The 23829-nt window shown below is 67.0% G+C and carries 22 protein-coding genes; 12 read left to right on the forward strand and 10 right to left on the reverse strand.

Annotated features, from left to right (window positions below):
• Nucleotides 1-137 precede the first annotated feature (137 nt).
• Nucleotides 138-1649: a S10 family peptidase gene (locus tag RSE14_RS05510; protein ID WP_324076227.1), complete on the forward strand. Its 1512-nt coding sequence runs from the start codon at nucleotides 138-140 to the stop codon at nucleotides 1647-1649.
• Nucleotides 1649-2218 carry a hypothetical protein gene (locus RSE14_RS05515; protein WP_324076228.1) on the forward strand — a complete coding sequence of 190 codons (570 nt, stop codon included), beginning with the start codon at nucleotides 1649-1651 and terminating at the stop codon, nucleotides 2216-2218. Before RSE14_RS05510 ends, RSE14_RS05515 begins: the two co-directional genes overlap by 1 nt.
• Here the strand turns inward: RSE14_RS05515 and RSE14_RS05520 are convergent.
• Entirely contained in the window at nucleotides 2136-4244 is a 2109-nt protein-coding gene (locus RSE14_RS05520) for a protein-disulfide reductase DsbD family protein (protein WP_324076229.1), read from the reverse strand. The two genes, RSE14_RS05515 and RSE14_RS05520, sit on opposite strands and share 83 nt — an antisense overlap.
• A 50-nt stretch (nucleotides 4245-4294) precedes the next feature.
• On the opposite strand from RSE14_RS05520, the gene RSE14_RS05525 reads away from it, so the two are divergent.
• Nucleotides 4295-5521 (forward strand): UbiH/UbiF/VisC/COQ6 family ubiquinone biosynthesis hydroxylase, encoded by a 1227-nt coding sequence (locus tag RSE14_RS05525; RefSeq protein ID WP_324076230.1) that lies wholly within the window; start codon nucleotides 4295-4297, stop codon nucleotides 5519-5521.
• A 79-nt stretch (nucleotides 5522-5600) separates the two neighbouring features.
• On the opposite strand, the gene RSE14_RS05530 is transcribed toward RSE14_RS05525, so the two are convergent.
• The 3 genes from RSE14_RS05530 to hemC all read right to left on the reverse strand — a co-directional run bounded on the left by RSE14_RS05530 (nucleotide 5601) and on the right by hemC (nucleotide 8201).
• Nucleotides 5601-6452: a hypothetical protein gene (locus RSE14_RS05530; protein ID WP_324076231.1), complete on the reverse strand. Its 852-nt coding sequence runs from the start codon at nucleotides 6450-6452 to the stop codon at nucleotides 5601-5603.
• Between the two features lie 97 nt (nucleotides 6453-6549).
• The gene (locus tag RSE14_RS05535; protein ID WP_324076232.1) at nucleotides 6550-7266 is read right to left on the reverse strand and encodes a uroporphyrinogen-III synthase; all 717 of its coding nucleotides are present in this window, start codon (nucleotides 7264-7266) and stop codon (nucleotides 6550-6552) included.
• A complete protein-coding gene (hemC, locus tag RSE14_RS05540) occupies nucleotides 7263-8201 on the reverse strand; it encodes a hydroxymethylbilane synthase (protein ID WP_324076233.1) in 939 nt (312 codons plus the stop codon). The genes RSE14_RS05535 and hemC overlap by 4 nt, the downstream gene beginning before the upstream one ends.
• A gap of 43 nt (nucleotides 8202-8244) precedes the next feature.
• Here hemC and tsaD point away from each other — a divergent pair, with 43 nt between their 5' ends.
• The 8 genes from tsaD (at nucleotide 8245) to RSE14_RS05580 (ending at nucleotide 16471) form a co-directional block, all read left to right on the forward strand.
• Nucleotides 8245-9318, forward strand: coding sequence for a tRNA (adenosine(37)-N6)-threonylcarbamoyltransferase complex transferase subunit TsaD (tsaD, locus tag RSE14_RS05545; protein WP_324076235.1), 1074 nt, complete (start codon nucleotides 8245-8247; stop codon nucleotides 9316-9318).
• The gene (locus RSE14_RS05550; RefSeq protein ID WP_324076236.1) at nucleotides 9315-10316 is read left to right on the forward strand and encodes an NAD(P)H-dependent glycerol-3-phosphate dehydrogenase; all 1002 of its coding nucleotides are present in this window, start codon (nucleotides 9315-9317) and stop codon (nucleotides 10314-10316) included. Before tsaD ends, RSE14_RS05550 begins: the two co-directional genes overlap by 4 nt.
• A complete protein-coding gene (locus RSE14_RS05555) occupies nucleotides 10313-11836 on the forward strand; it encodes a lipopolysaccharide biosynthesis protein (protein WP_324076237.1) in 1524 nt (507 codons plus the stop codon). Before RSE14_RS05550 ends, RSE14_RS05555 begins: the two co-directional genes overlap by 4 nt.
• A gap of 199 nt (nucleotides 11837-12035) precedes the next feature.
• A complete protein-coding gene (locus RSE14_RS05560) occupies nucleotides 12036-13724 on the forward strand; it encodes a vWA domain-containing protein (RefSeq protein ID WP_324076238.1) in 1689 nt (562 codons plus the stop codon).
• 60 nt (nucleotides 13725-13784) lie between these two features.
• Nucleotides 13785-14285, forward strand: coding sequence for a helix-hairpin-helix domain-containing protein (locus tag RSE14_RS05565; protein ID WP_324076239.1), 501 nt, complete (start codon nucleotides 13785-13787; stop codon nucleotides 14283-14285).
• A gap of 70 nt (nucleotides 14286-14355) precedes the next feature.
• On the forward strand, nucleotides 14356-14712 hold the full coding sequence (locus RSE14_RS05570) for a response regulator (protein WP_324076240.1): 357 nt from the start codon (nucleotides 14356-14358) through the stop codon (nucleotides 14710-14712).
• Between the two features lie 86 nt (nucleotides 14713-14798).
• Complete coding sequence (gene maiA / locus RSE14_RS05575; protein WP_324076830.1) at nucleotides 14799-15434, forward strand: maleylacetoacetate isomerase; 636 nt, start codon at nucleotides 14799-14801, stop codon at nucleotides 15432-15434.
• A gap of 26 nt (nucleotides 15435-15460) precedes the next feature.
• Nucleotides 15461-16471: a fumarylacetoacetate hydrolase family protein gene (locus RSE14_RS05580; RefSeq protein ID WP_324076241.1), complete on the forward strand. Its 1011-nt coding sequence runs from the start codon at nucleotides 15461-15463 to the stop codon at nucleotides 16469-16471.
• Between the two features lie 128 nt (nucleotides 16472-16599).
• Here RSE14_RS05580 and ald read toward each other — a convergent pair whose 3' ends face one another.
• Nucleotides 16600-17688 carry an alanine dehydrogenase gene (gene ald / locus RSE14_RS05585; RefSeq protein ID WP_324076242.1) on the reverse strand — a complete coding sequence of 363 codons (1089 nt, stop codon included), beginning with the start codon at nucleotides 17686-17688 and terminating at the stop codon, nucleotides 16600-16602.
• 95 nt (nucleotides 17689-17783) lie between these two features.
• On the opposite strand from ald, the gene RSE14_RS05590 reads away from it, so the two are divergent.
• Nucleotides 17784-19235, forward strand: coding sequence for an NAD-dependent succinate-semialdehyde dehydrogenase (locus RSE14_RS05590; RefSeq protein ID WP_324076243.1), 1452 nt, complete (start codon nucleotides 17784-17786; stop codon nucleotides 19233-19235).
• Between the two features lie 264 nt (nucleotides 19236-19499).
• On the opposite strand, the gene RSE14_RS05595 is transcribed toward RSE14_RS05590, so the two are convergent.
• From RSE14_RS05595 to RSE14_RS05615, 5 genes are all read right to left on the reverse strand, one after another.
• On the reverse strand, nucleotides 19500-20666 hold the full coding sequence (locus RSE14_RS05595; protein WP_324076244.1) for an alpha-hydroxy-acid oxidizing protein: 1167 nt from the start codon (nucleotides 20664-20666) through the stop codon (nucleotides 19500-19502).
• Between the two features lie 127 nt (nucleotides 20667-20793).
• The gene (locus tag RSE14_RS05600; protein WP_324076245.1) at nucleotides 20794-21141 is read right to left on the reverse strand and encodes a thiol-disulfide oxidoreductase DCC family protein; all 348 of its coding nucleotides are present in this window, start codon (nucleotides 21139-21141) and stop codon (nucleotides 20794-20796) included.
• The gene (locus tag RSE14_RS05605; RefSeq protein WP_324076246.1) at nucleotides 21138-21272 is read right to left on the reverse strand and encodes a DUF2474 domain-containing protein; all 135 of its coding nucleotides are present in this window, start codon (nucleotides 21270-21272) and stop codon (nucleotides 21138-21140) included. Before RSE14_RS05605 ends, RSE14_RS05600 begins: the two co-directional genes overlap by 4 nt.
• 70 nt (nucleotides 21273-21342) lie before the next feature.
• Nucleotides 21343-22338: a cytochrome d ubiquinol oxidase subunit II gene (gene cydB, locus RSE14_RS05610; protein WP_324076247.1), complete on the reverse strand. Its 996-nt coding sequence runs from the start codon at nucleotides 22336-22338 to the stop codon at nucleotides 21343-21345.
• Nucleotides 22338-23792 (reverse strand): cytochrome ubiquinol oxidase subunit I, encoded by a 1455-nt coding sequence (locus tag RSE14_RS05615; RefSeq protein ID WP_324076248.1) that lies wholly within the window; start codon nucleotides 23790-23792, stop codon nucleotides 22338-22340. Before RSE14_RS05615 ends, cydB begins: the two co-directional genes overlap by 1 nt.
• Nucleotides 23793-23829: the final 37 nt, after the last annotated feature.

Consider the following 23829-nt stretch of genomic DNA (forward strand, 5'->3'; position numbering starts at 1 on the left):
CTGAACTTGTTTCAGCATCCATTCTGCGGCTCCGAACGGCAATTCGAACGGCGAAATGGACCCTGAAACAAGTTCAGGGTGACGAATAGGGGTGTGGGGCTTGATTGCCGCAAAGTGGCCTGCCAACCCCTCGCCCCATGAACACGCGACTCATTGCCGCGCTGGCCGCTGTCAGCACGCTCGCCCTCACCGCCCCTTCCACCGCGCAGGACGCGCCGAAACCCGAGGCCGCCAAGCCCGCCGCTGCCGCGCCCACCGCGCAGGTCAAAACCCGCGATCTGGCAGGCACTTTCGGCGGGCAGCGCATCGCCTATCGCGCCACGATTGCCGACACGATCCTCACCAGCGATGACGGCAAGCCCGAGGCGGTGATCGTCACCACTTCCTATGTGAAGACCCCGGCAGACCCTTCGCGGCCCGTGTTCTTCATCTACAACGGCGGGCCGGGCTCGGGCTCGGTGTGGCTCCAGATGGGTGCCTTCGGGCCGAAGCGCGTGGCGATCCCCTCGGATGCGAAGGATGACGGCGCGCCGCCCTACCCGCTGCTCGACAATCCCGACAGCCTGCTCGATGTCGCCGATCTCGTCTTCATCGATCCGCCGGGGACAGGCTTCAGCCACCTGACGCAGGGCACCGATCCCAAGAAGTATTACGGCCTCAGGCAGGATGGCCGTGCGGTGGCGCAGGTCATTCGCCGCTGGATCAACGATAATGGCCGCTGGAACAGCCCCAAATATCTCGGCGGGGAAAGCTACGGCACCAGCCGCACCGCGATGGTGGTCGACGAGCTGGAGGGCTCCACCTACAACGACGTCGGGCTCAACGGGCTGATCCTGATCTCCACCATCCTCGACTTTGCGGGCCGCGAGCCGACGCCGGGCAATGAACTCGCCTATATCGTCACCCTGCCCAACATGGCGGCGGCGGCATATTATCATGGGAAGGTGCAGGCGCCTTCGGTGGAAGCCATCGTCGAGGAAGCCCGCAAGTTCGCCATCGGCCCCTTCGCCACCGCACTTCTGAAGGGCGCGGAGCTTCCGGCAGACGAGCGCGCGAGTGTTCGCCGCGAATTGTCGCGCCTCACCGGCCTGTCGGAAACCTATCTCGAACAGGCCGATCTGCGCGTCACCGATCAGCGCTTCTACAAGGAGCTGCTTCGTGACCGGGGTCAGACCATCGGGCGTCTGGATGCGCGCTACACCGGCACCGATTACGACAATGCGGGCGAGACGCCGGATGATGATCCCAGCTTCTACGGGATCGATGCGGGCTATACCGCCGCGATCAATGCCTGGGCGCGCGAGAGCCTCGGCTACACCACGGACCGCGAATACCAGTCGATCGGACGCGAGCCGGGGCGCTACTGGGACTGGTCGCTGGGCGGCGGGGGCCGCGGAGCCTATCTCAACATCGCCCCGCTGATCGGGCAGGCGATGCGCCAGAACCGCCAGCTGCGGCTGTTCAACGCGCAAGGCTATTACGATTTCGCCACGCCCTTCTTCGGCGCGGAATATTCGCTGAAGCGCAGCGGCATCCCGCAGGACCGCATCACCTTCAAATATTATGACGCGGGCCACATGATGTATGTGCGCGACGAGGACCGGACCAAGCTCTCCGCCGATATCCGCGCCTTCATCAAGGCGCGCTGATGCGGGTGGGACGCCTTGCCTGTTCGGGTGTGATGGCGGCAGCGGCGCTGGCTCTGCCCGCCTGCAAGCCGCCGCCCACCGATGCGGCCATGGCACGGGCTGCCAATGTGCCCGCCAGCCTCGGGCCGTCAGAGCCGATGGCTTCGCCGCCGGTGGAAGGCGCGATCTGGGCGCAGAGCAAGACCGCCGGACGGCTGGTCTACGGCATTCCCGGCCAGCCGGTGCTGGTCTCGCTGCAATGCCTTGCCCCCGGCACACCGGCCGCGCAGCTCAGGATCACCCGCCATGCCCCGGCGGACCGCGACGCACAGGCGCTGCTGGCGGTGATCGGCAACCGCTATATCGGGCGTTTTCCGGTGGATGCCACCAAGGTCGGCGGGCAGCAGCTGTGGCAGGGCGAGGCCCCTGCGATCGCGCAAGGGTGGAACGCGCTCGTCGGCCCGCTCGAAGTGACCGTGACCGTGCCGGGCGCCGGCCTCGTGCGCCTTAATCCGAGCTCGCTACCGGGTCAGCTGGTTGAGGCGTGCCGGAAGGTTGAAGCGCCTGCTGCTCCAACAGCTCCGGCGTAAGCACCTGCGGCAATTGCTGCGGCGCGGCCGCACCCGGCGCATACCACAGATAAAGCGGCACGCCCGCTGCGCCCTGCTCGGTCAGGAACTCGGTGATCGCCGCGTCGCGCACGGTCCAGTCGCCGACAATGGTGACGACGCCCGCCGCATCGAAGGCATCGCGCACGCTCTCGCGCTCGATCGCGGCGGCTTCGTTGACCTTGCAGGTGACGCACCAGTCGGCGGTGAACCACACGAACACCGGCTTGCCTGACGCGCGCGCCTTGGCCAGCGCCTCGCGGGTGAAGCTTTGGGGATTGTGGATGCTGTCCTTCTCGCCGCTCGCCTTCACCTCGTAGACCGAAGGCAGAGCAATCAGGGCAAAGGCAAGGAACGGCGCGGCCACCAGCGCGAAGGCGGGCCACGCCATCTTTCCAGCGCGCTGCAAGCGGCCGACCACGAACAGCGCGATCAGCACGCCGACCACCAGCACCAGCGCGACAAGGCCGAAGCCGCGCCCGCCCAGCTGCGCCGTGAGCCAGACGAGCGCCAGCGCGGTCAGCCCCATCGGGATCGCCATGATCCGCCGGAACCGCTCCATCCACGCGCCGGGCTTGGGCAGCATCCGACGCAAGGGCGGCACGAAGCCGAGCAGGAGGAAGGGCAGCGCAAGTCCCAGCCCGAGCAGGCCGAACAGCGCCAGTGCCTCAATCGTCGGCAGCAGCAGCGCCGCGCCCAATGCCGCCGCCATGAACGGCCCGGTGCAGGGCGTCGCCACGAAGGCGGCCAGAAGCCCCGTGGCAAAGGCTCCGGTGCGCTCGCCACCCATATTCACCGAGACGGCGGGCAGCTCGAACATTCCCGCAAAGTTGGCGGTGATCGCAGCGGCCAGCACCAGCAGAGCGACAACCACGCCCGGCTCCTGCAGTTGGAACGCCCAGCCGACCTGCTCGCCCGCTGCGCGCAGGGCGAGCATCACCGCGCCCAGCGCCACGCAGGCGAGAACCACGCCGGCGGTATAGGCGAGGCCTTCAGCCCGCGCCTTGGCCTCGCTCTCGCCCGCGCGAGCCAGCGTGAGCGCCTTGAGGCTCAGGATCGGGAAGACGCAGGGCATGATGTTGAGCAGCAGGCCTCCCGCCAGCGCGCCGAGGATCAGCGTCCACAGCGGCGGAAGCGGCGCGTCGGCTTTCCCGGCGATCACCTCGCCGCCGGTGGGAACCTCGCCGGGAGCAGCCTCGAAGCGGATGCCTGCGCCGTCCCCGAAAGACAGGATGCCCGAAAGCGCAGCCGCATCGCCGTCGCGTCGATCCGCCAGTGCAATCTCGGCCACCAGCACATCGCCCACGCGCCGGAAGGTCTGGGGCGCGGCATATTGGACCTGCCGCGTCTCGGCGATGAACACGTGCGGATCGGCAAGGCCGACACTCGCAGGCAAGGGGATCGCCACGCGCAGGGTCTCGCCCGCAATCGCGAAGCGCGCGCGCGCATCGAGCAGCGGCGCGACCTCGGCCCGCCAACGCGCGAAATCGCCTCCGGCACGCGAAGTCAGCACCGCATCCTGCGGCACGCAGATCTTGTCGGTGCAGGCGAGATATTCAACCATGCCGGTGATCGGCCCGGCATCGGCAAGTGCAGCCTCCGGCCCCAGCTTTACCGGCACCAGCACGGTGTAGGGGCCTTCGTAGATGTGGTTCATCAGCCCGCTGATCACCAGCCGCTTGGGCACTGGATAGAGCGGATTGCCCGCCTCCCAGCCCGCAGGCAGATCGAGCGTCAGGCGCATCCCCTGCCCCGCATCGCCGGGGTTCGACCAGTAGCCGTGCCATTCGCGCGCCTTGGGCGTGAAGCGCAGCGCCAGCATCTGCGTGCCCTCGGGAGCCGCTGGATCAATCAGCAGTTCGACCGCGATGTTTGCGTCGCCATAGACCGCCTTGCGCTCGGCATACTGCGCATGGGCCGCGCCTGCCACCACGAGACTTGCGAGGAGCGCAAGGCCCCATGCAAGCAATTGACGGATCGGGTGCGGGAAGTTTCTTGCGCGGGACACGCGCTACCCTCTAGGCTCGCCGCACAATCTTCGCAATCGGAGCCGACACGGTGACAAAGCCTTCCAACGAAACCCGCGATCTGGTGATCCTCGGCGGAGGGCTGGTGGGCATGACCCTCGCGCTCGCGGCGGCGAAGAAGGGGCTTTCGAGCCACGTGATCGACCGCGCCGATCCGGCCGAGCTTACCGCCGAAGGCTTCGACGACCGCGCCACCGCGATCTCGACCGCAAGCTGGCACCTGTTCGAGAATATCGGGATTGCCGAGGGGCTGGAGCAGTTCGCCTGCGATATCGCCGCGATTGCTGTCACCGATCAGCAAAAGCCCGGTCGGCTCGATTTCGTCCCCGGCGAAGGGGGCGGCACGCTCGGGCGGATGTTCCCCAACCGCCGCTTGCGCCTCGCGCTGTTCGAGGCGGCGGCGAAAGAGCCGCTGATCGAATGGACCAGCCTCGCGACGGTGGTGGAGCGCCAACGCAGCGAATATGGCGTTGCCGCCGTGCTCAGCGACGGACGCAAGTTCTCCGGATCGCTGATGATCGCCGCCGAGGGCCGCCAGTCGCCCACGCGCGATTCTGCCGGCATCACCATCGCCAAGTGGGATTACAAGCACCGCGCGATCATCGCCGGGCTGACCCACGAAAAGCCGCACGGGAATGTCGCGTGGGAAATCTTCTACCCGGCAGGCCCCTTCGCGCTGCTACCGCTGAACGACGATGCCGACGGCACCCACCGCTCCTCGCTGGTGTGGACCGTGTCGGAGAGCGATGCGGCGGGCGTCACCAAGCTGGGCGACCGCGCCTTCCTCGCCGAGATCGAAAAGCGCATGGGCGGGGTGCTGGGCAAGGTGACCTCGGTGGGCCACCGCTCAAGCTATCCGCTGGGCTTCCACCACACCGCCAAGATCACCGCCGAACGCCTCGCGCTGATCGGCGATAGCGCGCATGGCATTCACCCGATTGCGGGGCAGGGGTTGAACCTTGGCCTGAGGGACGTGGGCGCGCTGGTCGAAGTGCTGGCGGAAGGCGCGCGGCTGGGCCTTGATCCGGGCGATCCGGAACTGCTGAAGCGCTACGAGACGTGGCGCGGGCTCGACAGCTTTATGGTCGCACTGGCAACTGACGGGCTGACGCGGCTGTTCGGCGTGCCGGGCAAGACCGCCAGCGCAGTGCGCCGCATGGGCATGGCGGCGGTGCAGCGGACGCCGCTATTGAAGCAGTTCTTCATGGACGAAGCGCGCGGCGTATCTGGCGATCTTCCGGAGCTGCTGCGGGGGTAGGCCCAGCCCGCCTCAAGCAGCGAAGCGATAGGCGACAAAAACGCCTCAAGCAGCGAAGCGGTAGGCGACAAAAACGTCCCTAGTTCCCGATAATCAGCGGGCTGTTCAACTGCCGCACCGAGTTGCCAGCCCCGTCGCGCACGCCGCGCTGATCGAGCACGGCGGCGGTTTCGATCACTTCGAGGGCTTCCATCACCTTCCGGTAGCGCTCGGCATCCTTGATCCACGCGTCCGCCTTGGCCGCGCCGGGCATGCCCTTCACTTCGTCGATGGCGTTCTGGTAGCGCCCCTGCTCCAGCGCCCAGCGTGCGCGCTCCAGCCGCCGTTCGGGTTGCGGCGAGGGAGTGTCTTCGCGGCGGAACACGAACAGCTCCGACATCTCGCGCTTGAACGCGGCCCATGAGGGCCCCTCGTCGGTCGTCTGCAAGGTCGGCCCCAGCCCTTCAAGCCGCGCCACCAGACTATCGATCCGCACCGGACTGCGCGCAAATTCGATGATCGTTCCCACCGCATTGGGCCAGCCGTCGCCAAAGCGCAGGCGCAGCTGATCGGCGAGGAAGCCGAGTTCGGCCCCGCGTTCGACCGCGCGGCGGGTGGCGAAGGCGATCAGCAGGCTCTCCGCGCGCGCGGCATTGCCGGCGGCGGCCTGGGCCTGGAGATCGAGCCGTGCAAGGCGCTGTTCGGCCGCGGCAAGGCGCTGGTCAAGCCCGCCCTGCTGCTCGGCCACGCGGCTGACCGCCTTGACCGCCTGCGCGGCATTATCGGCGGACTGGCTCGGCGAGGGCGAAATCGCGGCGCCGGGCGGCGGCACTTGCGGAGCGGTATCGACGGCAAGGCTGGCGGGCTCGCCACCGGACTTCAGGCTATACCAAACGCCCCAGCCCACCAGCCCCCCGCCCGCCACAAAGGCGGCGATGAGGGCCAGCAGCAAGCCTCTTTTGGAGGATGATTGGCGCGGGGCTGCCTCGTTCGATTCCATCGCGATCCGTTATGCGACCCTAGTTATGTTCGTCCCGGCAGCGCGGCGCTTATGGCCTGTCCGCCGGATGCGGGGAAATGGAAGGAAGGTTGTGGCACACATCCTGCGCCATTGCCAACAGGGCAGCCTCATCGGGGCGCGGGGCGGTGTGGACAGCGCGCCAGCCTTCGCCAGCGGCAGCGGCGATGCGCGGACCGAGTGCGGCAAGGCTGATGGCAGCGCGCTCCAGCCCGAGCCGGTCGCATTCGGCAGCGAAATGGGCAGCGGTGGCCGCCGAATGGAGCAGCACCAGCGCCTCGCCCGAGGCCAGCAGCGCCGCCGCCGGATCGAGCGGCAGGGTGACACTGCGATAGGCGATGACCTGGTCGAAACTGACGCCGGCGGGCGGGGTCAGCGGCACGTGCTCCTCGCCCGCGATGCGCAAGAGGTGGCACGGCGCGGCAATCGCATCGAGCACGCCTTGCAGGCCCCCGCTTCCCGTCATCGCCACCGCAAAGCCCGCCGCGCGCGCCGCCGCCGCGGTCGCCTCGCCCACCGCATAGACGGGCTTGTCCCTGAGCCGCGCGAGGTGTGCGCCGCCGTGCAGGATCGCATTGGCGCTGCCGATCAATAGGCCGTCATAGGCCGCAGGATCGGGCGAGGCCCACGCCACCGCGCGGATCTCCGAGAGAGCGCATGGCGTGATCGCAAGCCCGGCAGCGCGGGCCTTCTCCAGCGTCGCGGCAAGCCCCGGTTCGGGCCTCAGCGCGAGGAGGTGCAGGCTCATGCCCCGTTGAAATGCTGCGCGATGGCGGGGGTGGCGCGCTCCAGCAGATCGGCTGCCAGCGCCTTCACCGCCGCGTGATCGCCCGGGGCAAAGCTGGCCGTGCCCTCGATCCGCTCGGCGCCATCGGGGCTGAACAGCGCCGCGCGCATGGCGAGCGTGCCGCCGCCAAGCTCGCACAGCACCGCGACCGGCGAATGGCAGGTGCCGCCCAGCGCCGCAAGCAGCGCGCGTTCGGACTCCAGCTCGGCGCGGGTCGGCGCGTGATCGATCGCAGAAAGGAGCGCGCTCGTCTGCGCATCATCGGCGCGGCATTCGATCGCGATCACGCCTTGCGCAGCGGCCGGAATCCATTCGTCCGAACCCAGCGGGCTTGCCACTTCGGCCTGCCCCAGCCGCTCAAGGCCCGCCGCGGCAAGGAAGGTCACATCCGCCTCGCCCTCGGCCAGCTTCTTCAGCCGCGTGGCGACATTGCCGCGGAAAGTGACGACCTTGCAATCGGGCCGCAGGTTCAGAAGCTGCGCTGCCCGCCGGGGGGCGCTGGTGCCGACAACCGCGCCTTGAGGGATCGCCGCAATGCTCGCCGCGCCCACCAGACTATCGCGCCGGTCCGCGCGCGGCAGGAAGGCCGGGAAATGGAATTCGCGCGGACGGATGGTCTCGACATCCTTGGCCGAATGGACCGCGATGTCGATCCGCCCCTCGCCCAGCCACTGGTCGAGCTCCTTGGTCCACAGCGCCTTGCCGCCGATTTCGGACAAGGGGCGATCGAGCACCTTGTCGCCGCTGGCGAGGACGGGGACGAGTTCGACCTCGTCCTCGGCCCAACCATGCGCCGCACACAGTCTTGCGCGGGTTTCAACCGCCTGCGCCATGGCCAGCGGGGAATTGCGGGTGCCGAGGCGCAGGCGCGGCGGCGTTGTCGTTGCTTCAGTCATGCTGTGCTTGCTCTACCGCCCATAGCGACTAGATGGAAGCGCGATGGGATGGCCAACGCACACATCTGACGCGCCGCTGGTTCTCGGTATCGAATCAAGCTGCGATGAAACCGCGGTCGCGCTGGTGCGCGGCGACGGGACGATCGTGGCGCAGGCCATCGCCAGCCAGGAGGCCGAACACGCGCCCTATGGCGGCGTGGTGCCCGAAATCGCCGCCCGCGCCCATGCCGAAAGGCTCGCCCCGATGCTCGAAAAGGTGATGGGCGATGCGGGAATGGGCCTTGATGATGTCGACGCGATTGCCGCCACCGCCGGCCCCGGGCTGATCGGGGGCGTGATGGTCGGCCTCGTCAGCGCCAAGGCGCTGGCGATGGCGGCGGATAAGCCGCTGCTGGCGGTCAACCACCTCGAAGGCCATGCCCTCTCGCCGCGCCTTGCCGATCAGGAACTCGCCTTCCCCTACCTCCTGCTGCTCGTTTCGGGCGGGCATTGCCAGATCCTCGCGGTCGAGGGCGTGGGGCAATATCGCCGCCTTGCCACCACCATCGACGATGCGCTGGGCGAGGCTTTCGACAAGACCGCCAAGCTGCTCGGCCTCGGCTACCCCGGCGGGCCTGCGGTGGAGCGCCTCGCGCTGGAGGGTAATCCCAGGGCCGTGCCCCTGCCCCGTCCGCTCAAGGGTTCGGCGGAACCGCATTTCTCCTTCGCGGGCCTCAAAAGCGCGGTGCTGCGCGCGGTGGAAAGCGGTGCGCACACGCCGCAAGATATCGCCGCGAGCTTCCAGCAGGCCGCCGTGGAGTGCCTGATCGACCGGCTCGAACGCGCGCTCGACACCGCTGGCCCCTTCCCCGCGCTGGTCGTGGCTGGTGGGGTTGCCGCCAACAAGACCGTGCGCGCCGCGCTTGAAACTCTCGCCGCAAAACACGCGATGCGCTTCACCGCCCCGCCGCTCGCCCTGTGCACCGATAATGCCGCAATGATCGCCTGGGCGGGGTGCGAGCGGCTGGCGGCGGAAGGCGCGGATTTCACCGGCGATCCGCTCGACTTCATGGCCCGCCCGCGCTGGCCGCTCGATCCTGAGGCCGAGGCCGTGCGCGGGGCAGGATATAAGGCATGACCCAGCTCCCAACCATCGGCGTCATTGGCGCAGGCGCATGGGGCACGGCGCTCGCGCAGATGCTGGCGAGTGACGGGCGCGATGTGGTGCTGTGGGCTTACGAGGCCGACGTGGCCGCCGCGATCAATGCCGATCACCGCAATCCGCTCTATCTCCCCTCGGCCACCCTCGCCCCGACGATCCGCGCCACCACAGACCTTGCCGATCTGGCGGGACTGGGCATCGTGCTGGTGGTCACGCCTGCCCAGGTGCTGGGCAAGGTGCTGGCGGGCCTCACCGTGCCGCCGCGCGATCTGGTGCTGTGCTCCAAGGGGATCGAGGCCGGCACCGGGCGCATGATGTTCGATGTCGCCGCCGATGCCGCGCCGGGCAGCGAAATCGCGGTCCTCTCCGGGCCTACGTTTGCGCATGAAGTCGCCGCCGGCCTGCCGACCGCCGTGACCCTCGCCTGCCATGGCGGCGCAGCACAGTGGGAGCGGCTCGCCCCCGCCCTCGCCCGACCCGCCTTCCGGCCCTATTATTCGGACGATGTGATCGGCGCGGAAATCGGCGGGGCGGTGAAGAACGTCCTCGCGATTGCCTGCGGGGTGGTGGACGGGCTCGGGCTTGGCCAGAATGCGCGCGCGGCGCTGATCACCCGCGGCTTTGCCGAAATGGCGCGCTTCGGCGCGGCCTATGGCGCATCCTTCGATACGATCGCAGGCCTGTGCGGGCTGGGCGATCTGGTGCTGACCTGCTCCTCCACCTCCAGCCGCAACTTCGCCCTCGGCAAGGCGCTGGGCGAAGGGATGAGCGCGAGCCAAGCGCTGGCCGACAAACGCACCGTGGCCGAAGGCGCGCATACCGCGCCGGTGCTGGCGGGCCTTGCACGCGAGAAAGGCATCGACATGCCAATCACCATGGCGGTGGCCGATCTGCTTGCCGGAACGCCCGCCCGCGAGGTGGTGCAGGCGCTGCTGGCCCGTCCCCTGAAGGCCGAACAGGACGGTTCGCGGTGAGCACAGAGAGCGAGACCAACGACGATCTCGCCACGCTGGCCAAGGGCGGGCGCACCAACACGATCGGCTTCGTGGTGCGCCTGATCGCGCGCATCCCCTTCCTTGTCTTCGCCACCCGCCTCTACGGGGCCGAGGCGCTGGGGCGGTTCGCCTCGGCGCTGGTGCTGATCGAGATTGTCGCACTGATCTGCTCGCTGGGCGAAAAGCGCGGGCTGGCGCAGCGGCTTTCGGAGGGTGCGGGCGATGATCGTTCGGCCGAGACCAACCTCGTCTATGACGGGATGCTGCTGGCGCTGATCTATTCTGCCATAGCTGCGGGCGCGCTGCTGGTTTTCCCCGAGCCGATGTTCCCCAACGGGATGAACTCCTCGTGGGATATCTGGCTGGTCGCCACCATCCCGGCCTTTGCCGTCACCGAGATCCTGCTCGCCGCGCAAGCCTATCGCTTCGATATCGCCACCACTGTCCGCACACGCGCGGTGGTCGAGCCGTGGACGATCTCGATTGCGGCAGGCGTGTTCTTCTATGTGCCGGGCCTGCGCGATGCGGGGCTGGCGCTGGCCTTCATTGTCTCGATCTATGCCGGACTGCTGACAGTCTTGTGGCCGTTCCTGCGCACCTATGGCCTGCCCAAGGACTGGGTACCCTCGGCGCGCGCGATGCTGGCGATGTCCTCGCGGGCTTTCCCGATCGTGGGCGCCGACGCGATCGAGCGCGGGACGCGGCTGCTCGATATCTTCATCCTCGGCATCTTCGCGCCGCCGCAAGCGGTGGGCATCTATTACGCCGCGCAACAGATCGCCTCGCTACCGCAGAAACTGAAGACGAGCTTCGAGCCGATCCTCTCCCCGGTGATCACCAAGAACCTGCGGATCGGCAATATGGAAGCCATCGCGGCGCAGGTACGGCAGGTGGGCTTCTGGATCATCGCGGTGCAATTGGGGATCGCGCTGGTGCTGGGCTTGCCGGGCGAGGCGGTGATGGGCCTGTGGGGACCGGACTATGTTGCAGGCACCGCCGCGCTCGCCTTCCTGCTGGCGGCCGAAGTGGTCGCTTCGCTGGCGGTCGTCTCGGAAGGGGTGCTGGTCTACATCGCGAGGAAGCGCAATCTCGCGATCTCGGTCGGGATCATTGCGCTGCAGGCCGGGCTGACGGTGGGGCTGATCCTTGCCGCGCGCAATGCTGGCCTCGGCGCGGGCTACGAGGCGGCAGGGGCAGCGGGCGCGCTGATGCTGGCGCTTGCTGCATCGAGCCTGGTGAAGGCGCTGCTGCTCGGGCGCTTGCTGGGCGCGCCCGTCACCACCTGGCGCTGGGCGCTGGTCTATGCGGCAGCGGCGGCGGTGGTGGTGGGCCATGCCTTCACCTACCTGCCCGAATGGATCGAGCTCGTCTTCGGCATCCCCGCCGTGCTCGGCACCTATGCAGCGGTGATCTGGCGGCGCGGCTTTGGCGAGGAGGACAAGGTGCTGTTCCGCAAGAATGTCGCCCCCGCTGCCGAGGACGCTTCGCCCGATACCTGAAACGATCCTCGGCCCGCCACCGGACGGGCCGCGAGCGCACGCGCGCGAGCCGCAGGCGCTCAATCCCGCAGGGATTGAAACAGCGCCGAGGAAGGGGCCGCGGAGGCGGCCCCGCAAACAGGACACCTGACACGTTCAGTCGCTATTCACGGCCCCGAATCGATTTTTCGCGCTCACCAATGGTGCGGGGAGAATTGTGATGCGTGGAACTCGTCTGATCGCTGCGGCAGCGCTGTGTGCCGTGATCGCGGGATGTGCCAAGGAAGCGCCCAAGGTGGCCGAGGCCCCTCCGCCCCCTCCGCCGCTCGCTCCGCCTCCCCCTCCCCCGCCTGCGCCGCCTCCACCCCCGCCGGCGTTGCGGATGCCGGCCCCGCAATCCGTCGTCGTCACCGGATCGCGGGTGCGCACCGGCGCTGTCGCCGCCGAGGCCAGCGCCGCCCGCTACTACGCCCCGCCCGTCATGGTCGCCACCGATCTCGGCCGCGAGAAATATGACGGCAAGGAGGTCTCGCCCGTCAAGCTGACCAGCGCCGAACCGGTCTCCACCTTCGCGGTCGATGTCGATACCGGCGCCTATGCCAACACCCGCCGCTTCCTGACGCAAGGCATGGTGCCCCCGCAGGACGCGGTGCGGACCGAGGAGATGATCAACTATTTTCGCTATGATTACGCGCGGCCCAAGGACCGCAGCCAGCCATTCACCGTGACCACCGATGTCGCCAAATCGCCTTGGAACGCGGGCACCTATCTGATGCGCATCGGCCTGCGCGGCTATGACATCGAGACCGCCGAGCGCCCGCCTGCCAACCTCGTTTTCCTGCTCGATGTCTCGGGCTCGATGAACGCTGCCGACAAGCTTCCGCTGGTCAAGACCGCGCTGGCAGGCCTAGCGGGCGAACTCAGCCCCAACGACAAGGTCTCGATCGTGGTCTATGCGGGCGCGGCGGGCATGGTGCTCCAACCCACCAATGACACCGCGAAAATCCGCCGCGCATTGGAGAGCCTCGAAGCCGGCGGCTCCACCGCAGGCGGGGCAGGCATCGAACTCGCCTATCGCATCGCCGAGGACAATTTCATCAAGGGCGGGGTCAACCGCGTGATCCTTGCCACCGACGGCGATTTCAATGTCGGCATTTCCGACACCAAGGCGCTGATCGAACTGATCGAGAAGAAGCGCGATTCTGGCATCACGCTGACCACGCTTGGCTTTGGCCAGGGCAATTACAACGAGGCCCTGATGGAGCAGGTCGCCAACAAGGGGAACGGCAACTACGCCTATATCGATAGCGCGCTGGAGGCGAAGAAGGTGCTGGGCGAGGAAATGCAGTCGACCCTCTTCACCATCGCCAAGGATGTGAAGATCCAGGTCGAATTCAACCCCGCCGTGATCGCGCAATACCGCCTCGTGGGCTACGAGAACCGCGCGCTGCGCGAGGAGGATTTCGACAATGACCGGGTCGATGCGGGCGATATCGGCGCAGGCCATCAGGTGACCGCGATCTACGAAGTCGTGCCCGTCGGCGGCAAGGGCTGGATCGCGCCCAGAAGATATGAGGGCCGCTACGAGGACAAGCCCGATGCAGCCGCCGCCGCGAGGCTGGCCGAGGCCGCCAACGTCAAGCTGCGCTACAAGCTGCCGGACGGTGATACCTCGAAGCTGATCGAGCAGGCCGTGCCGTCTGCCGCGCTCAAATCCGCCACCCTGCCGCAGGGCGATTTCGCCTTCGCCGCAGCCGTCGCCGCCTTCGGGCAGGTGCTGCGCGGGGACGAGATGATGATGGGCTTCGGCTTTGACGATATCGGCACACTCGCCGGCACGCAGGAAAACTTCTGGCGGCAGGAATTCCTGCGCCTGAATGCGCTGGCAGGCAGCATGAAGGGCGGCTGAGGGGCTTTGCGCTGGGGCGCGCGGGCCTGCTAAGGGACGCGCGACTCATTGGCTCCGGAGATGCCCCAAGTGATCACCACCGATCTCAATTCGCTGCTGCCCTTCATCCTTGCCGGCCTTGTGGTGCTGGCGCTGGCCGGGTGGCTGTTTGCGCGGGCCAATCGCAAGACGACGGTGATCGGCGATGAGCTGCGCGCCAAGGATGTGCTGGACGAAGGGGCCGAACGCGCGCGCCGCAATCAGGCGCTGATCGATGCGGCTCCGGCTGCGGAGAAGCCCGAACCGGCCCCCGCGCCCGCTCCTGCGCCTGCCCCCGCCGCCGCAGACGATCTGTCGCGCATCAAGGGCCTCGGCCCCAAGCTGGCGGTGCTGCTCGGCGAACTCGGCGTCACCACCTTTGCCCAGATCGCCGCGTGGAGCGACGAGGACGTGACCCACATCGACGCGCAGCTCGGCCGTTTCGCCGGGCGGATCACCCGCGATCAATGGGTTGAACAGGCCAAATTGCTGAGCGCTGGTGACGAAGCCGGCTTCACCGAGAAATTCGGCCGAAACGGATAATATCGGGCAAGGTTTACGTCCAACCCGTGTTACACCTTCATCTGGGATTCGTTAACGCGGGAGAATACCGATGGCATTGCGAATCTTGGTGGCCGAGGACGAATTCGTCACGGCTTTCGATTTGTGCGACACATTCGAAGAAGCAGGCTACGAAGTGGAAGGTCCGCACGCCGGGATTTCCTCGGCGATGCTGGCCTGCCAGAAGGCGAAACCCGATCTCGTGATCCTCGATACCGAGCTGTGCGACGGGACCACCTTCGAACTCGCACAGAAGCTGATCGATGATCATGTGCCGGTGATCCTGCACTCCGAACGGGCGGACCGCGATGCGCTCGCCGAACGCTTTCCGCAGGCCATAGCGCTGGCCAAGCCCTGCCCGCCCGCCGATCTGTTGTGCGCGGTAAGCAAGGTGCTGGCCGACGCGTGAGAATGGGGGCAGGAGATGAAGGCCATCCCTTCCCCCTGCCCCTTGCCCGCCCGCATGAACCCTGCGATGGCTAGGCCATGAGCTCGATGAAACTCTACGGCTACTTCCGCTCGTCCACGTCCTATCGCCTGCGCATCGCCCTCAATCTGAAGGGCCTCGCTTTCGAGAACATCCCCGTCAATCTGGTCACCGCCGAGAACAAGGACGCGAGCTTCACGGCGCGCAATCCCTTCGGCTCGCTGCCGATGCTGGAGGCAGACGGGCGTGATCGCGCGCAGTCGATGGCGCTGCTCGAATGGCTCGACGAGGCCTACCCCACGCCCGCCTTCCTGCCCGCCGATATCGAGGCGCGCTACACGGTGCGCGAACTTGCCTACGGCATCGCGACCGAGATCCACGCGGTCAACAATCTGCCCGTGCTGAAGTATCTCAAGGACGTGCTCGGCCACACGCAGGACGAGATCGACATCTGGTATCGCACCTGGCTGAAGCGCACGCTCGATCCCATCGAGGCGCGGCTCGCGCAACTCGGCACGGCTGATTTCCTTCACGGCGATGCGCCCGGCCTGTTCGAGATCGTGCTGATCCCGCAGCTCGCGAATGCGCGGCGCTTTGCCTATGATCTCAGCGCCAGCCCGCACATGACCCGCATCGAGGCCGCCTGCCTCGCGCTCCCCGCCTTTGCGGCGGCGCACCCCGACAAACAGATCGACGCAAAATAGAACAACGTCTTGGGAGGACACCGCACATGAAGCTCGCAACCCTCAACAACGGCACGCGCGACGGCAAGCTGGTGGTGGTCAGCAAGGACCTCACGCGCTGCTGCGCGGCGGGCTATATTGCGCCCACCTTGCAGGCCGCGCTCGATGACTGGAACCGAATTGCCCCCGAACTGGAGGTGCTTGCCCGCGATGTCGAGCACGAGACCGTGCCGTGCGAGCGGTTCCACGAAAGGCAGGCGCATTCGCCCCTGCCGCGCGCCTACCAATGGGCCGACGGCAGCGCCTATATCAACCATGTCGAGCTGGTGCGGCAGGCCCGCGGGGCCAAGGTGCCCGACAGCTTCTATCACGATCCGCTCATGTATCAGGGCGGCTCGGATGCGTTCCTGCCGCCGCGCGGGGACATCCCGCTGGGCGATCCCGCATGGGGCTGCGACATGGAGGGCGAGATCGCCTGCATCACCGATGATGTGCCGATGGGCGTTTCGCCGGAGGAAGCGGCGGGCCACATCAAGCTGCTGATGCTGGTCAATGATGTGAGCCTTCGCGGGCTCATTCCGGCAGAGCTGGAAAAGGGCTTCGGCTTCTTCCAGTCCAAGCCCGCGAGCGCCTTCTCGCCCGTCGCCGTTACGCCGGACGAGCTGGGCGAGGCATGGGCGGACTGCCTCATTCACCTGCCGCTGATGGTGGACTTGAACGGCAAGCCCTTCGGGCGCGCCAATGCGGGGGCGGATGCGACCTTCAACCTCGCGCAGCTGGTGGCGCATGCGGCCAAGACGCGCAATCTGAGCGCAGGCACGGTGATCGGCACCGGCACGATTTCGAACAAGGGCGCCGATGGCGGCCCGGGCAAGCCGGTGGCCGAGGGCGGCGCGGGCTATTCCTGCATCGCCGAAATCCGCATGATCGAAACCATCGCGGGCGGCGCGCCGGTCACCCCCTTCATGGCAGCGGGTGACACGGTGCGGATCGAAATGCGCGATACGCACAACCACTCGATTTTCGGCGCGATCGAGCAGACCGTGGTCGCCGTCTGAGGGGGCTTCAGGGGGTCATCCGGGCCAAAACCGGCTCTTTTTGACCCCCTTTGGGTGCAAGTCAGGTGGCACTTGGGTGGCAGTTAGGTGCCACTTGGGCCCTTATCTTCGATGTTTCACGTGAAACATCAGGCCGAAAAGCCCAGTGATTCTGCGACGGCAGCATTGACGATCCGGCCTTCGTGGACGTTGAGGCCGGGGGCCAGATGCGGGTCTTCCTCGCAGGCCTTCAGACCCTTGTTCGCCAGCGCAAGGCCGAACGGCAGGGTCGCGTTATTGAGCGCATAGGAGCTCGTCAGCGGCACCGCGCCGGGCATGTTGGCGACGCAATAGTGGATGATCCCGTCGACCTCGTAGGTCGGGTTTTCGTGCGTGGTGGGGTGCGAAGTTTCAAAGCACCCGCCCTGATCGATCGCGACATCGACCAGCACCGCACGCCGCTTCATGTCGGGCAGCATGGCGCGGGTCACCAGATGCGGAGCGCTCGCGCCGGGGATCAACACCGCGCCGATCACCACGTCGGCCTGGGCGACCGCCTGTTCGATCGTGCCGGCGGTGGAAAAGCGCGTGATCGCGCGGCCCTGGAACATCTCGTCGAGCTGGCGCAGGCGCGGGAGCGAGCGGTCGAAGATCTCGACACTCGCGCCAAGGCCCACCGCCATGCGCGCCGCCTGCGTGCCGACCACGCCGCCGCCAAGCACCACCACGCGGGCCGGCAGCACGCCGGGCACGCCGCCCATCAGCGTGCCGCGCCCGCCATTGCTGGCGCGCAGGGCAATCGCTCCGGCCTCGATCGCGAGCCGTCCTGCCACTTCGCTCATCGGTGCCAGCAGCGGCAGCGCGCCGCCCGGCGCGGTCACGGTTTCATAGGCAATCGCCGAGACGCCCGAGGCCATCAGCCCGCGCGCCTGATCGGGATCGGGGGCGAGGTGGAGATAGGTGAAGAGGATCTGGCCCTCGCGCAGTTGCACCCATTCGCTGGGCTGCGGTTCCTTGACCTTCACCACCATCTCCGCCCGGGCGAAGACTTCGGCGGCGGTATCGACCACCTCGGCGCCGGCCTTACGATAGGTATCATCGGACTTGTCGATGCCCAGCCCTGCGCCACTTTCCACGATCACGCGGTGACCGGCGGCGACATATTCGCGCACCGCTTCGGGGGTGAGGCCGACGCGAAACTCGCTCGGCTTGATTTCCTTGGGAACGCCGACCAGCATGATTCTCTCCTCGCGATGCTGCACAAACATCGCTAAAGGAAGCGCAATAAAATTTCAAGTTCGCGCAAGGTCGAACAAACGCAAGGAAATGTCCGATGACCGCCTATCCCGCTCTCAAAATGCTCATCAACGGTGCATGGATCGAGGCCGGAGAGGCGGGAACCATGGACGTGGTGAACCCGGCGACCGGCGCGGTGATCGGGCAATGTCCCAAGGCCTCGGCCACACAGCTCGACGCCGCGCTCAAGGCGGCGGGCGATGCCTTCCCCGCATGGAGCTGCACGCCGGGGGCAGAGCGTCACGCGATCCTCGTGCGCGCCGCCGCGCTGCTGCGCGAGCGCGCGCCCGCCATCGCCAGCGTCATCACCGCCGAAATGGGCAAGCCGCGCGCACAGGCGCTGGGCGAGATCACCGGCTCGGTCGATGTGATCCACTTCCTCGGCGAAGAGGCCAAGCGGCGCGGCGGCCGCTTGATCCCGACTCGCGGCAACCAGTTGATCGCGCAAATGGTGACGCATGAGCCGATCGGCCCTGCGGTGCTGCTCACCCCGTGGAACTTCCCGGTGAACCTCCCCGCCAAGAAGATCGCGGGCGCGCTCGCCGCAGGCTGCACCGCGATCTTCAAACCGGCCGAGAACACTCCGGCCTCGGCGCAGATGCTGGTGGAATGCTTTGTCGATGCAGGGCTGCCGGCGGGCGTGCTCAATCTTGTGACCGGCGATCCGGGGATGGTGTCCGAGCATCTCATCGCCTCGCCTGTCACCCGCAAGGTCAGCTTCACCGGATCGACCGCGATCGGCAAGCAGTTGGGTGCGCTCGCCGCCTCCCACATGAAGCGCTTTGCTCCGGAGCTGGGCGGTCATGCGCCGGTGATCGTCAGCAAGCACGCCGATTTCGATCGCGCTGTGGCGATGTGCGCGGGCACCAAGTTCCGCAATGCAGGGCAGGTCTGCGTCTCGCCCACGCGCTTTCTGGTGGCGCGGGAAATCTACGACAGGTTCGTCGCCGAATTCGCTGCCCGCACGGCGAGCCTCAAGGTCGGCGATCCGGGCGCGGACGAGAGCGTCGACATGGGCCCGCTCGCCCATGCCCGGCGCGTTACGGCGATGGAACAGGTGGTGGCCGATGCCGGGGGGAACCGCGGCGAAGTGGTCACCGGCGGCAAGGCCATCGCCGGCAGCGGGTTCTTCTTCGAGCCGACTGTCATCGCCAATCCCGCGCCCGACAGCCGCTTCATGACCGAGGAGCCCTTCGGCCCCATCGCCGGGATCGTCCCCTTCGATGACATCACCGATGCGGTGCGGATCGCCAACAGCCTGCGCTACGGCCTTGCTGCCTATGCCTTCAGCGGCGATCTCGACGAGGCGCATTACCTTGGGCAAGCGCTGCGGGCCGGGATGGTGGGGATCAACCAGCTGATCGTGTCATCGCCCGAAACCCCCTTCGGCGGGGTGGGCGACAGCGGCTTCGGATCAGAAGGCGGCGAGGAAGGCTATCTCGCCTTCACCGATACCAAGCTGGTGATGCTGGCGAAGGCCGGGGGCTAGCCGCTCAGGGCTTGAGGCGGACAATCCGACCGAGCAGCGAGGAGCGGCTTTCCATCGGCTGGATCCGACCATAGCGCGCGCGGCGGGAATGCTCGTCCTGTATGCAGACAGTACGGCGCATGGGATCTGGCCCGCTGGACCAGATAGTCGGTCTTGCCATGGAATACGTCCCCGAATCGCTGTTTTGTTGTGCCTTGCACGCTAACAGCAATCCTGTGGAAAACCCATATTGATTTTGGTTAACGCCCTTGCGGATCGGGAAACCTAGCGATCCGTCCGCCGCACCCCCGCGGCCCGCACATCGGCGAGCGTGGGATAGCCGTTAACGGCCATCAAAAGATCCGCCTCGGCAAGGATCGAGCGCAGCACCCACGCGGCTCCCTCGGCCCCGCCCAGCGCCAGCCCGTAGGTATAGGGCCGCCCCACGCCGACCGCGCGCGCGCCCATCGCGAGCGCCTTCACTGCATCCGTGCCCGAACGCACCCCGCTGTCGAACAGCACCGGAGTATCGCCGCTCGCCGCCACCACATCTTCGAGCAGATCGATGGTCGCGATCCCGCCATTGGCCTGCCGCCCGCCGTGGTTCGAACAATAGACCGCGTCCGCCCCGCTATCGACCGCGCGGCGCGCATCATCGGGGTGGCAGATGCCCTTCAATACGATGGGCAGCTTGGTGACGGACTTGAACCACGCCATGTCCTCCCACGTCAGCACCTGACCGAAAGTCGCCGCCCAGGTGAAGATCGCGGCGGCCGGATCCTCCTCAGGGGGCTTGGCCAGCAGCGAGCGGAACACGGGATCGGTGAAGTAGTTCTGGAGCACCTTGCCCCGCAGCTGCGGGAAGTTCGACGCGTTGAGATCGCGCGGCCGCCAGCCGGTCACCCAGGTATCGAGCGTCACCACCAGAGCCTTGTAGCCGGCTTCCTCGGCACGGCGGATCAGGCTCGTGGCGAGTTCCTTGTTCTTGGGCGTGTAGAGCTGGAACCACGCAGGCGTTTCCCCGCAGGCCTCCTTCACATCCTCCAGCGGATCATTGGCCAGCGTCGAGGCGCAGAAGGGAACGCCGGTGAGCGCAGAAGCGCGCGCGGCGGCCATGTCGCCGTGGCGGTCCTGCGAGGCTTCGCCATTGAGGCCGATGGGGGCCATGAACAGCGGCGTGGGATAGCGGTGGCCGAACAGCTCGATCGACAGGTCGCGGGTCGCGCAATCCACCATCATGCGCGGCACCATGCCCCAGTGGTGGAAGGCGGCGGCGTTCTGGTCCTGGGTATGCTCGTCCCCGCAACCGCCCGCGACATAATTGGTGAGGCTCGGCCCAAGGGCCTCATGTGCGCGCTTTTCGAGGGTGGCGAAATCGACCGGGAAGGTCGGCAGGATGCCGCGCAGCCCCGCATTGTAGATCTCGTTCTGCATGCCGCCGAAATTGCTCATGGCCTGTGGTCTCTCCCGGTTTTTTTTGGTCGCATCGCTTGAAGCCGAAAACCGGTTCCCACTTTTCGGCGCGATACTTATTGGCCGGGAGATTGGGGCCATCAGCTTGGCCGGGGCAAGCGGTTTTTCAGGTGAACAGGCGTTGCAGACGCGGGCGAAGGCGCAGGAAGCGCAGATAGGCTGCCTCCAGCACCCGCAGCACCGCCGGCGAGCGCGCTGCAAGGCCCAGCGGCCGCAGCACCGGGATCGCGCGCCACATCGCGGCAAAGGCCGCCGCCCCATCATGCACCACCCCGTCCTCCTCGGCATGGAAGCGCGCCAGCAACGTCGCGCGGTCAATGGGGCAGGACGGGTCTGCGCCAGCCGCGACATCGATGAAGGTGATGCTCCCGCGCTTGTCGAGCCGCCGCATCAGCGCAATCTCGCGCAGGCACAGCGGACAGGCGCCGTCATACCAGACCTTCACACCGCTCATGGCGCGATCCACAGGCGGATGATCCAGGCCACCGCGCCCAGCACCGCGACACTCGCCGCCCAGATGCCCGCCATCCATGCGAGGCGCTGCCACAAGGGGCCTTCAGGCGGCTGTTCGGGCGGCGCGAGCATTATTTGCGTCCTACCGCTGCGCTACTTGAGCGAGTCTTTTGTTGCCCTATCGCTGCGCTACTTGAGGGCATCAGTGATACCCCTCGTCCGCCACCTTGCCGCGGAACACCCAATAGGCCCAAGCGGTGTAGGCGATGATCAGCGGCAGGGTGAGCGCCACGCCCACCAGCATGAAGGCCTGGCTGCGCGGCGGGGCGGCGGCGTCCCAGATCGTCAGCGCCTCGGGCACGGCATAGGGCCAGATCGTCACCCCCAGCCCGCTCATGCCGAGGAAGAACAGCGCAATGCCGAGCCAGAAGGGCTTGGAGTTGCGCGCCGTCAGGATCGCGCGCAGCATCGATAGTGCGACAATCGCGGTGAGGATCGGTACCGGTGCGACCCAGTAGATCTCGGGCGCGGACAGCCAGCGTTCGGCGTAATCGGCGTTGAGCAGGATGTTATAGACGCTCACAGCGCCCATCAGCACAATGGTCGCCGCGCCCCAGCGGATCGCGAGCTTCCTTGCATGGTCCTGCTCGGCCCCGTCGAGCTTCCAGATCAGCCACGTGCTGCCCAGCAGCGCATAGCCCGCAACCGTGCCGAGCCCGGTGAGGAGGGTGTAGGGTGTGAGCCAGTCCCACCAGCTGCCGGCATAGGCGCGGCCCACGACGTCGATCCCCTGCAGCAGCGCGCCCAAGGTCATCCCCTGCGCCAATGCGGCGACGAAAGAGCCGCCGGTGAAGGCGAGGTCCCAGAACTTCTGGTGCCCCGGATCGCGCCAGCGATATTCAAAGGCCACCCCCCGAAACACGAGGCCCAGCAGCATCGCGATGATCAGCGGATAGGTCGCCGGCAGGATCACCGCGTAGGCGAGCGGAAATGCGGCAAACAGCCCGCCTCCGCCCAGCACCAGCCAGGTCTCGTTGCCGTCCCACACCGGCGCGATCGAGTTCATCGCGCGATCGCGCTCGCGCCCGGCAGCGAACGTAGGGAAGAGGATGCCGATGCCGAGATCGAACCCGTCCATCACCACATAGGCGAAGACGGCAAAGGCAATGATGAAGGCCCAGATGACGGTGAGATCCATCACACCGGCTCCTTCTCATCGGGAGCGTGGGTCGGAAGCGTCTCCTCGCCGCCCGGGTTCTGGGTCGGCCCCGGGGTGATCCCGGCAGTGCGGATCGGCCCGGTGTCTCCGCGCTTCACCCCATATTCGCCCGCGTGCGGCGCCTTGCCCATGAGCTTCAGGATATACCACACGCCGATCCCGAAGACGGTGAAGTAGACGAGGATGAAGGCGAGCAGCGAGGCCGCTACGGCAGGCGCGTCGAGCGGGCTGGCGGCATCGGCTGTCCGCAGCACGCCGTAGATCACGTAAGGCTGGCGGCCGACTTCGGTGGTGATCCATCCGGCGAGCACGGCGGCGAACCCCGAAGGCCCCATCAGCACGGCAGCGCGGTGGAGCCAAGGCATCTCGTAAAGCCGCCCGCGCACCCTGCCCCACAGGCTCCACAGCCCGATACCCAGCATCGCAAAGCCGATGCCAACCATGATGCGGAAGCTCCAGAACACGGTGCCGACCGGCGGCTCCTCGTCGTCGGGAATGGTGTCGAGCCCGGCGAGCGGCGCGTTCCAGTCGTGCTTCAGAATGAAGGAGGACGCCTTGGGAATCTCGATCGCATAGCGCACCGTCTTGGCCTCGCTGTCAGGGATCCCGAACAGGATCAGCGGCGCGCCCTCGGGGTGGCTCTGGTAATGCCCTTCCATCGCCATCACCTTGGCGGGCTGGTGCTCCAGCGTGTTGAGGCCATGCATGTCGCCCGCAAAGATCTGCGCAGGCGTGACGATCGCGGCCATCCACATCGCCATCGAGAACATTGTTCGCGCATGGGGATTGGCGCGGTCCTTCAAGAGGTGCCACGCGCCCACGGCTCCCACCACGAAGGCGGTGGTAAGGTAGGCCGCCATCACCGTGTGGACGAGGCGATAGGGGAAGCTCGGGTTGAAGATGATCTCCACCCAGCTCTCTCCCGGCATAAACTGGCCGTTCGCGCCGACGAAATAGCCGGTCGGCGTCTGCATCCAGCTGTTGACGCTGAGGATCCAGAAGGCCGAAACAAAAGTGCCCAGCGCCACCATCAGCGTCGCGGCGAAGTGCAGCTTCCTGCCAACCTTCTCCATCCCGAACAGCATCACGCCAAGGAAACCCGCCTCAAGGAAGAAGGCGGTCAGCACCTCATAGGCCATCAGCGGGCCGATCACGGGGCCTGCCTTGTCCGAGAACACCGACCAGTTGGTGCCGAACTGGTAGGACATCACGATCCCCGAGACGACGCCCATCGCAAAGGCGATGGCGAAGATCTTCAGCCAGTATTTGAACAGGTCGAGGTAAACGCTCTTCCCCGTCTTCAGCCACAGCCCCTCGAGCACCATCAGGTAGCTCGCCAGCCCGATCGAGAAGGCCGGGAAGAAGAAATGGAAGCTCACCGTGAAAGCAAACTGGATCCGCGCGAGCAGCAGGGCGTCGAGGTTGTCAAACATGATTCCGGCGTAATCCCGTGGCCGCAGCGATCAAATG

Origin of the sequence: Erythrobacter sp. (assembly GCF_035194505.1) — a bacterium.
Taxonomy (GTDB): Bacteria; Pseudomonadota; Alphaproteobacteria; order Sphingomonadales; family Sphingomonadaceae; genus Erythrobacter.

Excerpts from the sequence above, each read along its gene's own strand:
- RSE14_RS05510 (WP_324076227.1), top strand. The coding sequence starts at position 138 with ATGAACACGCGACTCATTGCCGCGCTGGCCGCTGTCAGCACGCTCGCC.
- RSE14_RS05515 (WP_324076228.1), top strand. The coding sequence starts at position 1,649 with ATGCGGGTGGGACGCCTTGCCTGTTCGGGTGTGATGGCGGCAGCGGCG.
- RSE14_RS05535 (WP_324076232.1), bottom strand. The coding sequence starts at position 7,266 with ATGAGCCTGCACCTCCTCGCGCTGAGGCCCGAACCGGGGCTTGCCGCG.
- hemC (WP_324076233.1), bottom strand. The coding sequence starts at position 8,201 with ATGACTGAAGCAACGACAACGCCGCCGCGCCTGCGCCTCGGCACCCGC.
- tsaD (WP_324076235.1), top strand. The coding sequence starts at position 8,245 with ATGGGATGGCCAACGCACACATCTGACGCGCCGCTGGTTCTCGGTATC.
- RSE14_RS05550 (WP_324076236.1), top strand. The coding sequence starts at position 9,315 with ATGACCCAGCTCCCAACCATCGGCGTCATTGGCGCAGGCGCATGGGGC.
- RSE14_RS05560 (WP_324076238.1), top strand. The coding sequence starts at position 12,036 with ATGCGTGGAACTCGTCTGATCGCTGCGGCAGCGCTGTGTGCCGTGATC.
- RSE14_RS05565 (WP_324076239.1), top strand. The coding sequence starts at position 13,785 with ATGCCCCAAGTGATCACCACCGATCTCAATTCGCTGCTGCCCTTCATC.
- RSE14_RS05570 (WP_324076240.1), top strand. The coding sequence starts at position 14,356 with ATGGCATTGCGAATCTTGGTGGCCGAGGACGAATTCGTCACGGCTTTC.
- maiA (WP_324076830.1), top strand. The coding sequence starts at position 14,799 with ATGAAACTCTACGGCTACTTCCGCTCGTCCACGTCCTATCGCCTGCGC.
- RSE14_RS05580 (WP_324076241.1), top strand. The coding sequence starts at position 15,461 with ATGAAGCTCGCAACCCTCAACAACGGCACGCGCGACGGCAAGCTGGTG.
- ald (WP_324076242.1), bottom strand. The coding sequence starts at position 17,688 with ATGCTGGTCGGCGTTCCCAAGGAAATCAAGCCGAGCGAGTTTCGCGTC.
- RSE14_RS05590 (WP_324076243.1), top strand. The coding sequence starts at position 17,784 with ATGACCGCCTATCCCGCTCTCAAAATGCTCATCAACGGTGCATGGATC.
- RSE14_RS05595 (WP_324076244.1), bottom strand. The coding sequence starts at position 20,666 with ATGAGCAATTTCGGCGGCATGCAGAACGAGATCTACAATGCGGGGCTG.
- RSE14_RS05600 (WP_324076245.1), bottom strand. The coding sequence starts at position 21,141 with ATGAGCGGTGTGAAGGTCTGGTATGACGGCGCCTGTCCGCTGTGCCTG.
- RSE14_RS05605 (WP_324076246.1), bottom strand. The coding sequence starts at position 21,272 with ATGCTCGCGCCGCCCGAACAGCCGCCTGAAGGCCCCTTGTGGCAGCGC.
- cydB (WP_324076247.1), bottom strand. The coding sequence starts at position 22,338 with ATGGATCTCACCGTCATCTGGGCCTTCATCATTGCCTTTGCCGTCTTC.
- RSE14_RS05615 (WP_324076248.1), bottom strand. The coding sequence starts at position 23,792 with ATGTTTGACAACCTCGACGCCCTGCTGCTCGCGCGGATCCAGTTTGCT.